Annotated in this window: 12 protein-coding genes and 1 riboswitch; of the genes, 10 read left to right on the top strand and 2 right to left on the bottom strand. The window is 45.9% G+C overall.

Annotated elements, in window-relative coordinates:
* Positions 1 to 33: 33 nt before the first annotated feature.
* The 6 genes from NE671_RS08255 (at position 34) to NE671_RS08230 (ending at position 6,631) form a co-directional block, all read left to right on the top strand.
* Entirely contained in the window at positions 34 to 696 is a 663-nt protein-coding gene (locus NE671_RS08255; RefSeq protein WP_015526432.1) for a metal ABC transporter ATP-binding protein, read from the top strand.
* On the top strand, positions 693 to 1,490 hold the full coding sequence (locus tag NE671_RS08250) for a metal ABC transporter permease (RefSeq protein ID WP_015526431.1): 798 nt from the start codon (positions 693 to 695) through the stop codon (positions 1,488 to 1,490). Before NE671_RS08255 ends, NE671_RS08250 begins: the two co-directional genes overlap by 4 nt.
* 96 nt (positions 1,491 to 1,586) lie before the next feature.
* Complete coding sequence (locus NE671_RS08245; protein ID WP_256163857.1) at positions 1,587 to 3,056, top strand: S1C family serine protease; 1,470 nt, start codon at positions 1,587 to 1,589, stop codon at positions 3,054 to 3,056.
* Between the two features lie 214 nt (positions 3,057 to 3,270).
* On the top strand, positions 3,271 to 3,477 hold the full coding sequence (locus tag NE671_RS08240) for a hypothetical protein (protein ID WP_207663255.1): 207 nt from the start codon (positions 3,271 to 3,273) through the stop codon (positions 3,475 to 3,477).
* Entirely contained in the window at positions 3,474 to 4,031 is a 558-nt protein-coding gene (locus tag NE671_RS08235) for a TIGR00730 family Rossman fold protein (RefSeq protein WP_015526428.1), read from the top strand. Before NE671_RS08240 ends, NE671_RS08235 begins: the two co-directional genes overlap by 4 nt.
* A gap of 80 nt (positions 4,032 to 4,111) precedes the next feature.
* Positions 4,112 to 6,631, top strand: a complete 2,520-nt coding sequence (locus NE671_RS08230; RefSeq protein ID WP_256163856.1) for a beta-mannosidase — start codon at positions 4,112 to 4,114, stop codon at positions 6,629 to 6,631.
* A gap of 126 nt (positions 6,632 to 6,757) precedes the next feature.
* On the opposite strand, the gene NE671_RS08225 is transcribed toward NE671_RS08230, so the two are convergent.
* A complete protein-coding gene (locus tag NE671_RS08225) occupies positions 6,758 to 8,170 on the bottom strand; it encodes an alanine/glycine:cation symporter family protein (protein WP_256163855.1) in 1,413 nt (470 codons plus the stop codon).
* Between the two features lies 1 nt (position 8,171).
* A riboswitch (glycine riboswitch) is annotated at positions 8,172 to 8,279 on the bottom strand.
* Positions 8,280 to 8,449: 170 nt separating this feature from the next.
* Entirely contained in the window at positions 8,450 to 9,349 is a 900-nt protein-coding gene (locus tag NE671_RS08220; RefSeq protein ID WP_022427019.1) for a LysR family transcriptional regulator, read from the bottom strand.
* Between the two features lie 331 nt (positions 9,350 to 9,680).
* Here NE671_RS08220 and NE671_RS08215 point away from each other — a divergent pair, with 331 nt between their 5' ends.
* From NE671_RS08215 to NE671_RS08200, 4 genes are all read left to right on the top strand, one after another.
* A complete protein-coding gene (locus tag NE671_RS08215; protein WP_015526424.1) occupies positions 9,681 to 10,946 on the top strand; it encodes an SLC13 family permease in 1,266 nt (421 codons plus the stop codon).
* Positions 10,947 to 11,163: 217 nt separating this feature from the next.
* Positions 11,164 to 12,069, top strand: a complete 906-nt coding sequence (gene ttdA, locus NE671_RS08210) for a L(+)-tartrate dehydratase subunit alpha (protein ID WP_173746530.1) — start codon at positions 11,164 to 11,166, stop codon at positions 12,067 to 12,069.
* Between the two features lie 20 nt (positions 12,070 to 12,089).
* Positions 12,090 to 12,722, top strand: a complete 633-nt coding sequence (gene ttdB / locus NE671_RS08205) for a L(+)-tartrate dehydratase subunit beta (protein WP_015526421.1) — start codon at positions 12,090 to 12,092, stop codon at positions 12,720 to 12,722.
* Between the two features lie 341 nt (positions 12,723 to 13,063).
* Positions 13,064 to 13,705: a YczE/YyaS/YitT family protein gene (locus NE671_RS08200; protein WP_015526420.1), complete on the top strand. Its 642-nt coding sequence runs from the start codon at positions 13,064 to 13,066 to the stop codon at positions 13,703 to 13,705.
* The last annotated feature ends 455 nt before the right edge of the window (positions 13,706 to 14,160 follow it).

The raw sequence follows: 14,160 nt of genomic DNA, 5'->3' as shown, positions 1-14,160 counted from the left end.
CAGGACAACAGCTGTAATAAAAAAGGAGAAATTATGGGAATTTTGATAGAAAATCTTTCGTTTCACTATACAGGGACACCTGTGCTGGATCAGGTGAACCTGGAGGTGAAGGATGGCGATTATGCCATCCTTACCGGTGAAAACGGAAGTGGAAAAAGTACATTTCTGAAGCTTCTTCTGGGTGAACTGAAGGCGCAGGAGGGAAGTATCACTGTAAATGGAAAAGATATTTCTGCCACATTCGGAAAGGGAGATCTGGGATATGTTCCACAGAACAGTATCAGCAGAAACCAGAATTTTCCGGCGACTGTGGAAGAGATCATGATGACAGGTGTGTATTCCTCTTCCTGGAAGGCACGTTTCCGGGCAAAAAAAGAGATCCCGCGTTTGAAAGCCGCACTTGCGGAAATGGAAATGGAAGAGTTCTGGAAAAGAAGGATCGGAGATCTTTCCGGAGGACAGCAGCAGAGGGTTATGCTGGCACGTGCGCTGGCAGGAAAACCGAAGATCCTGATCCTGGATGAGCCTACCACAGGAATGGATATGGTTTCTGTGAAAACACTTGCAGAAGTTCTGAGGAAGCGGAATGAGGAACAGGGGCTGACGATCCTTATGGTTACTCATGGAAATTCCGGTGAGTTTAAAGGAGCAAACCGGTTCTTTAAAGCGGAAGAGGGGAGGATCGACGAAGTATGAGTATTTTACAGTATGGATTTATGCAGAGGGCTTTTCTGGTGGGAATCCTTCTGGCTGTGATCACGCCCTGCATCGGGATCACCATTGTTCTGAAACGGATGTCCATGATCGGAGATGCGCTTTCCCATTCTTCACTGGCCGGTGTTGTGCTGGGACTGATACTTGGAGTGAATCCGGTAGCCGGTGCAGTAGTGATGTGCATCGTAGCTGCTCTTGGAATTGAGGCTATCCGCAAAAAAATCCCGCGTTATTCGGAGGTGGCGATCTCCATCGTCATGTCTGCCGGGATCGGACTGGCCGGTGTGCTGTCCGGCTTTGTGGAAAACGGTGCCAGTCTGAACAGCTTTTTGTTCGGAAGTATTGTGTCCATCAGTGAAGGAGAGCTGGCGCTGGTAGTTGTGATCAGTGTGCTGGTACTGGCAGCAGTGCTGTTTTTTTACAGGGAACTATTTTATATCGGATTTGATGAAAATGCGGCAAGGATCTCCGGTGTTTCCGTGCGGAATATTAATTTTCTTTTTACTATTCTGACGGCTCTGACAGTTTCCATTGCGTCCCGTACAGTAGGGACCCTGATCGTTTCCTCCATGCTGGTAGTTCCGGTGGCGTGTGGGATGCAGATGGCAAAAAGCTATAAGGGTACACTGATCTGTGCCATTATCGTGGCGGTATGTACCACCATTGCCGGACTGTTTCTTTCCTATTATGCCGGACTGAAACCAGGTGGAATGATCGTTCTTCTTGAGGTTGCGTGGTTTGTAGTTGTGATGACAGTGAAAAGTTTTAACAAATAAAACACATTTTTCCCACAAAGTAAACACAATTAACCCATATACTTTGAAGCATCAAAAGGAAACAGAGAAGAATTTTTTCCCAGGGAGGACTTAACCATGAACAATAACAGAAAATTAAAAATAAAGAAAATGATGAAAAAGGGTGCAACCATCAGCCTGTGTGCAGTACTTGCCGGCGGCATTGGAGTTGGTGCATATGAAGGTATAAATTATTTCTCCGGTGCACAGTCCGTACAGGCGGCAACCGACAGCTCCGAGAATCTGACTCTTATGAAGTCTGATAAAAAATCAAATAAAGACAGCGAAGATACAAAGGATACAAAATCCTCCGATACAAAGGGCAGTCTGGATGTATCAGATGTTGCTGAGGAGGCAATGCCTTCTGTAGTTGCCATCACAACCAAGTCCGTTCAGGAGGTTCAGGATTATTACAGCATGTTTGGTTCCCAGTATGCGCCGAGCCAGGAGCAGGAAGTTGAAGGAAGCGGTTCCGGTATTATCATCGGAAAAACAGATTCTGAGCTGCTGATCGCCACAAACTATCATGTTGTGGATGGTGCCGATACCTTGTCAGTTGCCTTTGCAGATGGTAATGCTTATGAGGCTACGGTAAAGGGCTTTGATGAAAACGAGGATCTTGCAGTTGTTTCTGTTGCAACGAAGGATGTTTCGGATGATACAATGGATGCAATTTCTGTTGCAAAGATCGGAAGCTCTGATGATCTGAAGATCGGTGAGCAGGTTGTTGCCATCGGTAATGCACTTGGCTATGGCCAGTCCGTTACTACTGGTATTGTCAGTGCTAAGAACCGTAAGACAGATGCATCAGGACAGATCGAGGGTGATTCTACAGATAACAGCAGCAGTATCAACAAGGGCGTGAACCTGATCCAGACAGATGCGGCTATCAATCCCGGTAACAGTGGCGGTGCGCTTCTGAATATGGATGGTGAGGTTGTTGGTATTAACTCTTCCAAGCTTGCTTCTACTGAGGTTGAAGGTATGGGTTATGCCATTGCGATCTCTGATGTTGCGGATTCTCTTGAGAACATGATGAATGCCAAGGCAAGGGATAAAGTGGATAATCATGGTATCCTTGGTATCACAGGCAGTACAGTAAGTACGGAGGCAGTACAGATTTATGGTATCCCGCAGGGTGTATTTGTTTCTGAGGTAACCGAGGGCGGCCCTGCCGATGATGCAGGTATTACCAAGAATATGGTCATTACAGAGTTTGATGGTAAAACGATCACCAGTATCGATCAGCTGGTTGAGCTGCTTCAGTATTATGAGCCGAAGGAAAAGATCGATGTGACGGTTGCAGTTCTGGATGGTAATGAATATAAGGAGAAGACACTCACTGTAAAACTTGGTAAAGATGACAGTTCCAGCAAGGATAGCAAGGACAGCTCTGAGGATAGCACGTCCCAGGATTCCCAGGATGCAGATATCCCAGATATCCAGGGAGGACAGGATGATTCCGATCAGGGGGATGCAGATGCATTTGCTGATGATGGAGAAGCTAGCCTGTTCAGAGATTTTGAGCAGAATGGCTTGTATGACTGATCAGTCCTAAATTATAGATGGAGAGCATTTTCGAGGTGAAGAACCGCAATCAGTTCATCCCCTCCATGAATCCGCAGGAAAGAAACCAGAAATACAGCGGATGGAAAAACGCAGTAGAAAAAGTTCTCGTATAATAAAACGGGAGCTTCAGGCAGCGGCAATTGCTTGACCCCATGTGTATGTCAGATTATAATAAAATAACAGGCATTTCCGGATGCACTCCAGATGTATCGGAAATGACGGAAAGCCGGTCTTTGCCAGTATCATGTGCAGAGGCCGGCAAAAGTTATATTCAGAGATAAATAATCATCCATTTGCAGTAGCTGTGCAGTGGCATCCGGAGATGATGTATGATTCTTCAGAACAGCTGAAGCTTCTCCGGGCATTTGTGGAGGCAGCAGGGAAGGAGACGGAAGCATGAATATTTGTATCTATGGAGCGTCCAGCGCAGAGCTGAAAAAGATCTATTATGAGAAAACGGAAGAGCTGGGACAGCTGATGGGAAAGCGAGGACACGGCCTTGTTTTCGGAGGTGGAAAAGAGGGGCTGATGGGGGCGGCAGCCCGGGGTGTTGACAGAGAAAAAGGCTATATCCTGGGTATCGCACCGAGATTTTTTGACCAGCCGGGAGTGTTGTATGAGCATTGTACAGAGTTCATTTTTACTGAAAATATGCGTGAGAGGAAGCACCTGCTGGAAAGCCGCTCGGATGCGACTATCGTGGTACCTGGGGGAATTGGTACTTATGAGGAGTTTTTTGAGATTCTGACATTGAAGAGTCTGGGACGGATCGACAGGCCGATCGTTCTTTATAATATTCAGGGATATTACGACAGCATGCAGGCACTCCTGGAATACACAGCCGGGGAAAAATTTATGTCCAGAGATGTTGTGGGTATGTGCCGGTTCATGAAAGACCCGGAGGAGATCCTGGATTATATTGAGAATTACCGGAATTATGGGGGACGGCTATAAATAAAATACAGTACGGCTGATACAACAGCCCTGTATATAAGATCGTGCGAAGGGGATTTTTACAGGAGAAGATATATTTTATGAGGAAAATAATGTTAAATGGCCAGTGGGAGCTGGCAGAAGCAGGAAATGACAGATTATGTGAGGTACAGGTTCCGGGATCTGTGCTTTCCGGGCTCTATGGTGCCGGGAAGATCGAAGATCCTTTTTACCGGACAAATGAGGATGTGACAAGGGAACTGTTCTGGAAGGATTATGAATTCAGCAGAACATTTGTGGCTGCAGAGGATATCCTGAAAGAAGAAAAAATAATACTGGTCTGTGAGGGGCTGGATACTCTTGCAGATATTTATATCAATGGGCAAAAAGCCGGATCTGCAGATAACATGCATCGTACCTGGAAGCTGGATGTGAAAGAATTTCTTCATTCCGGGGAGAATCAGATCCGGATCGTATTCCGGTCGGTATTCAAGTATATCGAAGCTTATGAGTATGAAGATAATAAAGAGATCCACTATGTTCCCTGCGGTGGAATGAAAGGAAACCAGCTGATCCGGAAGGCTCATTGTATGTTTGGATGGGACTGGGGCCCCCAGACCATTGATGCCGGGATTTTTCGGGATATTTATCTGGAAGCATACAGTCATCCGAGAATTGAGGATGTGAAGATCACACAGGTGCATGGGGATAATGCTGTGGATGTGTGTACAACTGTGGCTGTAAGCGGAGATGCTGTGGATAAGTGTCAGTTGAGGGTGACGATCCAGGAGGATGCAGAGAGCGTCTGTGGACATAGAACAGGTGCTAACGACCGAAAAACGGAAGCCCATGTATGCAAAGTGGGGGAGACTGTATCAGTGAATAATAATCCAGCAGTGCTGACATCCTCGATCCACAACCCGAAGCGCTGGTGGCCAAACGGCTACGGCGATCAGTCGTTATATAAAGTTCAGGTGGAACTTCTGGACGAGTATGGCACAGTTCTGGAAACCATAACGAAGCGCATCGGTCTCCGTACCCTTACCATCAGCCAGGAAAAAGATCTCTGGGGAAAAGAGTTCGCGTTCTGTGTCAACGGCGTGAAAATTTTTGCCATGGGGGGAAATTATATTCCGGAGGACTGCATCTATTCCAGGATCACACCGGAGGTCCAGAAGTATCTTCTGGAATCCTGCAAACGTGCCAATTTTAACTGTGTCCGTGTGTGGGGCGGCGGTTATTATCCTTCGGATCATTTCTATGATCTTTGTGATGAGATGGGACTGATCGTATGGCAGGATCTGATGTTCGCATGTAATGTTTATGATCTTACAGAAGAATTTGAAGATAATATCACGAAGGAGATCACGGAAAATGTAAAACGTCTCCGTCATCATGCATCCCTTGGCCTGTGGTGCGGAAACAATGAGATGGAGTCTGCCTGGGATCACTGGCCGGAGGTACAGAGTGAGTCGAAATATCTCCGTGCGGACTACATAAAAATGTTTGAGTATGTGATTCCGAAAGCAGTGAGGGCGGCAGACAGCGAGACCTTTTTCTGGCAGTCTTCCCCAAGCTCCGGAGGTTGCTTTGATAATCCGGACGATGAGAACAGAGGAGACTGTCACTACTGGGATGTATGGCATGGTCAGAAGCCTTTTACAGATTATCAGAAACATTATTTTCGTTTCTGCTCGGAGTTTGGCTTCCAGTCTTTTCCGTGCCTGAAAACTGTGGAGAGCTTTACGGAAGAGAAAGACAGGAATATTTTTTCCAGGGTGATGGAGAACCACCAGAAAAATCCTGCAGCTAACGGAAAGATCCTGTATTATCTTTCCGAGAATTTCCGTTATCCGGAGAATTTCCGCAAGCTTCTCTATGTGAGCCAGATCCTTCAGGGAATGGCCATGAAGTATGGAGTAGACCACTGGAGACGTCACAGAGGCCGCTGTATGGGTACCCTTTACTGGCAGATCAATGACAACTGGCCGGTGGCATCCTGGGCAAGTATCGACTACTTTGGCCGTTGGAAGGCACTTCATTATATGGCAAAAAAATTCTATGGGCCACAGGCGGTGAGTATGTGCATGGATGGGGATATCATGCAGGTGTATCTGGCAAATGAAAGTATGGACGCACAGTCATATCAGGTTGCCTTTTATGTGAAAAATATGGAATGCGAGATTCTTGAGAAGCTTACCGGAACGGGCACTGTGGGTGTGCAGGAGTCCGCTCCGATCCTGGCGGTGGATGTTTCCGGATGGGAAGACAAGAAGTATGAGATCTTTCTTGAGGCGGAAGTGACACTTGCTGACGGAGGTGTGCTCTGTGATGTGGAGACCCTTGTTCCGTATAAATATCTGGAGCTGGATAAACCGGAGATCACTGCCGAGGTGGAGGAGCAAGGTGATGCATTTGTGATCCATTTAAAAAGCAGCTGCTTCAGCCCGTTTACAGCTATTGGATTTACTGATGCGGATGTTACTCTGGAGGATAATTATTTCCATATGACAGATGGAGAGGAAATGTGTGTCCGGCTTGATAAGAAAGATATCCGAAATGGAGAGATTCTGGATGCAGCGGATCTGACACAGCAGATGGAGATCCTGACGCTGGCATAGAAAGCTTTTAAATAAAAAAGACGCGGCCTTTTATCGGAAGATAAAAAGGTTCGCGTCTTTTTTTATATGATATTAGGGGATCATCATGGGTTTGCGTGTGTTTACATTTGATTACGATATTTGGGATCAGAATTCGTAATTTTTATGTCTTTTGAAGAAATCCTTAGTTTCCTTTACAACCACACCGCTCAGGGCAAGAAGAGCGATCAGGTTCGGGAATGCCATCAGGGCATTGAAGATATCTGCGATGTTCCATACAGCTGCTACAGTCATATATGGTCCGATGAATACGCAGATGATGTACAGCCAGCGGTATGTTGTAACTGCGGCTTTGTTTCTGTTGAACAGGTATTCCAGACATCTTTCACCGTAGTAATCCCATCCGAGGATTGTTGTGAATGCGAAGAATACCAGGCACAGCATCAGTGAGAAGGATGCTACAACCGGCGGGAAAGGGAGTCCTTTCTGGAATGCGGCTGTTGTGATAGCAACACCCTCAAGACCTGTGTTCCATGTCTCTGTGATGACGATGGAAAGACCTGTCATTGTACAGATCACGATGGTATCGATGAATGTACCTGTCATGGATACAAGACCCTGACGTACCGGCTCCTTTGTCTGAGCTGCGGCAGCTGCGATCGGGGCACTACCAAGACCGGACTCATTGGAGAAGATACCGCGGGCGATACCCTTCTGCATAGCTACGACCATGGTTCCCATTGCGCCACCTGCAAGTGCGCTTCCTGTGAAAGCAGATTTTACGATAGTTACGATCGCTGCAGGTACTGCAGTGATGTTTGTGATCACGATGATCAGTGCCAGTGCAACATAGAGAACTGCCATAAACGGTACAACGACCTGGGATACCTTTGCGATCCTCTTGATTCCGCCGAGAACGACAAGTCCTACACATACGGTAAGTATCAGACATGCAACTACAGTTGCCCAGGAATATGTATTTCCGAAAAGTGCTACTGTGTGTGCTTTATCCGGGTCAAAGAAATTGGTAACTGCAGATGCGATACCGTTTACCTGTGTAAAGGTTCCGATACCGAAAAGTCCCACACCTGCTCCGAAAAATGCGAAGATCTTGGCAAGCCATCTCCACTGTTTTCCCATACCGTTTTCGATGTAGTAGAAAGGTCCGCCGAGAACGTGGCCTTCTTTGTCAATGGTACGGTACTTGATCGCCAGAAGTCCTTCTGCGTATTTGGTTGCCATTCCGAAGAATGCGGCTACGATCATCCAGAAAAGTGCTCCTGGTCCGCCGGCTGCGATAGCAGTTGCGACACCTACGATATTTCCGGTTCCGATGGTTGCTGAAAGCGCAGTACACAGAGCTCCGAAGCTTGTGACCTCACCATCGCCGCCTTCTTCATTTTTTACCATGAATTTCAGTGCCTTTCCGAGGTGCCTTACCTGTAAAAGACCTAACCGAGCGGTTAACAGAATTCCTGTGAACAGGATCAGAATGATCAGCGGAAGTCCCCAAACGACTCCGTCAAACCATGTGATAAAGTTGTTGATTTGTGTAAACATTACTCTTTCCTCCATCCTTTTGCCTGAGAGATTTACAGCATTTTGTGTGCTGCGTACACCTTCGGCGCTCTTCCCTTTTGATTTGAAGAGACTCTCCTGAGTTTTTTTATTTTTGAATGATGCCAGGATCTTTTGTGTGCGGTGGTGGCGGTCATTCGTTTCGTGTAGAAAAACACTGTAACACAGAGTATCACATGAATTGATGGATTTCAATGGTTTTTTAAAAAAAATTGCATTTATTAGAAAAATTAATCGACATATAATTGGAAGTTTTGGGATTTACTTTTCTATCAGCGGATGTTCTTTGTAATACATGCGGGTGAAATGCAGAAATGTCAGCATATCGCCGCTGATATATTTGCTTTTTTTCCATACCATGCCGATTTTTATGCGGACAGGTGGATTGAGCGGGATACCGGTAACATTGGAAGTGGAAAAGTTATCGGTCATGCTGGAGTAGAGAAAGCAGCCATATTTTCCGGTTTTTACAAATTGCAGGGTGGTGTAGATCTGGCTGCTCCGCATAACGATATTGGGTGTGTGGCCATCCATCTCAAAACGCATTTTCAGGATCTGATTCTGGACGGAGTCAGCATTGAAAAAGATCAGCTGCTCTTTCGCCATATCTTTTGTTGTGACTGATTTTTTTTCTGCCAGCCTGTGGTCGTTGCTCACACAGAAAACCACCTGGTCGTTGGCCAGGACGGTGTTGTGAAATTTATCTATATTATACTGTTCCATATTGACCAAAGCTACATCCAGGGTGTCATCCTGTACCAGATTGCAGGCACGGACAGATCCGTATTCTTCCAGTACTACGGCAATTTCCGGGTGCTTTTCGTGAAACGCCGTAAGCAGCTCCGGAAAAAATACGGTACTCAGCATGGGAGGGATCCCGATGCGAAGAGGCGGTTTTATCCTGGACATGCTGGAGTAATCGGCCTGAAGCTCATTACAATATTGAAGGATATAGGTAGCTTTTTTGTAGAAGGACTCTCCCTCCTGGGTCAGACTCAGCTGATTTCCTTTTCTGGAAAAAAGGCTGATCCCGAATTCAATCTCCAGATCGCGGATAGCCATGGAAATGGTGGGCTGGGTCACATATAATTCTTCGGCTGCCTTTGTGATGCTGTGGCAGCGGCTGGCTGTGCAGAAATAGCGTAGTTGATTCAGTGTCATGATAAACCTTCTCTCGATGAATTGTCAGATTAAATTTTTTAGTAAAGTTTTTCATTTCTGTCCGGAAAAGATGTGACAGAGTATTTTGGTGTCTACATAAAAATAGCATAGAAATATAATTTTTGCCAGATTCATTTGCTGATACGCTGATTTTATGTTAGTAATGTACAAAAATTATCATTAAAAACTGATACTATAAATATTTTTTATGCGGATATATGTTTCATTAATTTGTTTTTTTATATGTACACCGGTTATAATGGAACCATCAAAAGAAACGTGTACGGCTTATACTTTTCAGGAAAAAACCAAATGGAAGGAGAGTACAGAAATGTCTCAGACAACTATCACATTGCTGTTTCTTGTGTTCACCATTATCAGTTTCATCCTTGAAAAAATTCCTCTTGGTCTGACGGCTTCGATCTGTGCGATCGGTCTGACCCTTACAGGAGTTGTGGATGCAACAACAACATTTTCACAGTATGTAAACAGTAACGTAATCCTTTGCGTTGGCATGTTTGTAGTAGGCCAGGCATTGTTCGAAACAGGAATGGCAAATAAGATCGGAGGACTGGTCACGAAATTTGCCAGAACAGAAAAAACACTGATCATTGCGATCATGGTGATCGTAGGTGTAATGTCCGGATTCTTATCCAATACAGGTACTGCAGCAGTGCTGATCCCGGTAGTCTGTGGAATCGCCGATGAGTCCGGTTATTCCAGAAGCCGTCTTCTGATGCCGCTGGTATTTGCCGCAGCACTTGGCGGAAACCTTTCTATTATCGGTGCACCCGGAAACCTGATGGGTGTGAATGCACTTCAGGAGATGGGGCTTTCCACAAGCTTCTTTATGTATGCGCCGGTTGGAGTTCCGATGCTTCTGATCGGAATCCTTTACTTTGTCCTTATCGGATATAAATTCCTTCCGGATGGAAAGAATGCATCCGGTGCAGCTCTTGAAGATCAGCAGGATTTCAGCCATGTACCGAAGTGGAAACAGACTGTTTCCCTGGTAGTACTGATTCTTGTGATCCTTGCAATGATCTTTGAGAAAGAGATCGGCATCAGCATTGAGGTTTCCGCATGTATCGGAGCGATCCTCCTGGTTCTGACAGGAGTTATTTCCGAGAAAGACGCACTGAATTCCATTGACCTGAAGGTTGTATTTCTTTTCGGCGGTTCTCTGACACTTGCAAAAGCATTGGATACAACCGGAGCCGGAGAACTGATCGCAGATAAGATCGTAGGACTTCTTGGAGCAGATCCGAGTCCGATCCTTCTTCTTCTGGTGATTTTTATTGTAACCTGTGTGCTGACAAATTTCATGTCAAATACAGCAACCACAGCACTGATGATTCCAATTGCGGTATCTCTTGCAAACAACCTCGGAGCAGATCCGAGAGCCGTTGTTATCGCAACTGTTATCGCAGGTTCCTGTGCATATGCAACACCGATCGGTATGCCGGCAAACACCATGGTAGTCGGTCTTGGAGGATACAAATTCAAGGACTATGTGAAATCCGGTCTGCCGCTGATCCTGGTATCCTTTGTGATCTGTATGATCCTGTTACCGATCCTGTTTCCGTTCTATCCGTAAGGAGAGAAACTTTTGAGTTACTGTTCACTTTGTGACCAGCAACACTTTTAATTAAGTTCATTCCCTTCTGCACTGACCATACAGTGAAGGAGAAATGATAAATAAGCCAAAAAAGCCATCTTAACCATTAATCAGCCAAAATTAATGATGAAACAACCAACAAAAACCTATGTAACTAAAAAACATTAAACCATCGAACCATATCAGGAGGTAAATCATGACTAAGGAAAATGGAGTTAAAGTATTAACAGACATGGTAGCAGATTTTGTTGCCCATATTGGAAAAAAATTACCGGATGACGTAGTTAATAAACTTGAAGAGCTTGGTTCACAGGAAACAGCTGCACTTCCAAAGGTTCTTTATGAAACAATGACAAAGAACCAGGGACTTGCTGTAGAGCTGAACCGCCCAAGCTGTCAGGATACAGGAGTTCTTCAGTTCTGGCTGAAATGCGGAACAAATTTCCCGTATATCAATGAGCTGGAAGCACTTCTGAAAGATGCCGTTGTCCAGGCTACTTTTGCAGCACCGTTAAGACATAACTCAGTTCAGACTTTTGATGAGTACAATACAAAGAAAAATGTTGGTAAAGGAACCCCGACTGTATGGTGGGATATTGTTCCTAACAGCGATAAATGTGAGATCTACGCATACATGGCAGGCGGCGGATGTACCCTTCCGGGAAAAGCAATGGTTCTGATGCCGGGTGCAGGATATGAGGGTATTACAGATTTCGTTCTTGATCAGATGACAACCTACGGACTGAATGCGTGTCCTCCACTTCTTGTTGGTGTTGGTGTAGGAACATCTGTAGAGACAGCTGCTCTGAACTCCAAGAAAGCGCTGATGCGTCCGATCGGTTCTCACAACGATAACGCAAACGCAGCAAAAATGGAGAAGCTTCTCGAGGATGGTATCAATGCCATCGGCCTTGGACCGCAGGGTATGGGCGGAAAGTATTCTGTAATGGGTGTTAACATTGAGAATACTGCACGACATCCATCTACCATCGGTGTTGCAGTAAATGTTGGATGCTGGTCCCACCGTCGTGGACATCTGGTTGTAAATCCGGATCTTACAGTAACCTGTGATACTCATTCCACATGGAAATTTAATGCATAATATAAACGGAGGGAAAAATCATGATCGAAATCAGAGGAGATAAAAAAGTTCTTATTACACCTGTAAGCGCAGAAGACCTGGCTGATATCAAAATCGGTGATATTGTATGGCTGGACGGAGATCTGATGACCTGTCGTGACGTTGCTCACCGTCGTCTGGTGGAGTATGGAAGAGAGCTTCCGTATGATATCCGCAACAAAGCTATTTTCCATGCCGGCCCGATCGTTCGCAAGATCGAGGGTACAGAGGATGATTATGAAATGGTTTCTGTAGGACCGACAACCTCTATGCGTATGGAGAAATTCGAGTATGAGTTTACCAAGCTTACTGGTGTCAGAGTGATCGTTGGTAAGGGTGGTATGGGTCCGAACACTGAGCGTGCCTGCAAAGAGTTCGGTGCGATCCACTGTGTTTTCCCGGCCGGCTGTGCAGTTGTAGCTGCTACAGAGGTTGAGAAGATTGCTGAGCATCACTGGGATGAGCTTGGAATGCCTGAGACTTTATGGTGCAACAAGGTTAAAGAATTTGGGCCGCTGATCGTATCTATCGATGCACAGGGACGTAACCTGTTTGAGGAGAACAAGGTTGTATTTAATGAGCGTAAAGAGGCTGCCAAGCAGGCAATTTATCCTGAGGTTAAGTTCATTAAATAATATTGGATATTGAAAAAATTTTTCGGGATATCTGAAATAACGAGGCTCTGCCATGAGAGCTTCAGGATTGACTGGTGATTGTGAAATTGAATTAACAGCGTGATATGAAAAAGAGAGATGTCCGGCAGATCATATAATGTGGTCTGCAGGATGTCTTTTTTTGTTGCTTTTTGTTGTTTCTTGGGGTTTTTGTGTTTTACAGGGGTGAGGGGGTGTGATAGAATATAAGCGTTGCAGCAGGCTGGTTATTAAGGTATTATCTGGTATGGATCTTGCGCAGTGAAGGTGGATCGTGGATATCTGCCTGACAATATTTTCAGAGAGGATGAGGTATGAGGTTTATGGGGGATTTTTTGAAGAACATTAACTGGAAGCATGTTCTGATCATGTGTATCGGAAATGTTTTTGCAGGTATGGGGATTGGAATTTTCAAGCTGGCCGGGCTTGGAACGGATCCGTTCAGTGGAATGAATATGGCGGTTGCGGATATGATTGGTATGGCGTATGGTAATTTCCAGCTGATTGTAAATATTGTGCTGCTGATCATTGAGATTGCTTTTGGCAGAAGGTTCCTGGGGATCGGTACGGTTGTGAATGCGGTTTGTCTGGCTTATATTACTACTTTCTTTTATAATATTTATACTGGTGTTTTTGGATTGGAGCTTGTGGCGCTGCCGGTACGTTTGGTGGCACTGTGTGTGGGTGTTGTGATCTGCTGTCTGGGACTGTCGATGTATCAGATGCCGGATGAGGGGGTTGCGCCTTATGATAGTCTTTCGCTGATCATGACAGAGAGATGGCCGAAGATTCCTTATTTCTGGCACAGGATGTCTAATGATGTGCTTTGTGCGCTGATCTGTTATCTGACTGGTGGTGTTGTGGGTATTGGTACGCTGGTGACGGCTTTTGGGCTGGGACCGGTGATTCATTTCTTTAATAGGGTTTTTACCGGGAAGCTGCTTGCCTGGGTTGATGGTGAGTGAGTTTGTAGTTGTATGGGGTGAGCTGAACTGGCTGCGGGATGTGGCTGGTTCGGCTTTTTTTGGTGAAAAGGGACGCCCGTGAGGCGTGTGCTGCCTGCCGCCGGGGCTTCGTCGGGGGCTGGCTTCTAGGCTGCCGGGAATCTGCTAAAAGCGTTTTACAAAAGTCCGAACTCGCGTCTTGCAGCCGCTCAGACAGCGGACCTTTGTAAAACAACGCAGATTTCCGCCAGCCAAGAATCAGCTCCCCTCCTGCAGAGTCCGGCGACAGGCAGCACACGCCTCACGGGCTGGCTTTTCATGGCGGTAGGGTAGTGTGGCTGCTCGGTAGTTGGATGAGCTATCAGTGCTACGCTGGATAGCTGGTAGGAAAGGCTGAGTTTCCCTGTGGTTTGACGGTAGGGGATGAGCTATCAGTGCTACGCTGGATAGCTGGTAGGAAAGGCTGAGTTTCCCTG

The sequence above is a fragment of the Blautia sp. DFI.9.10 genome (assembly GCF_024461705.1).
GTDB classification, from domain to species: Bacteria; Bacillota; Clostridia; order Lachnospirales; family Lachnospiraceae; genus Blautia_A; species Blautia_A fusiformis.
The sequence above is the reverse complement of the archived record's forward strand: the minus strand, read 5'-3'. Positions and strand labels throughout refer to the sequence as shown.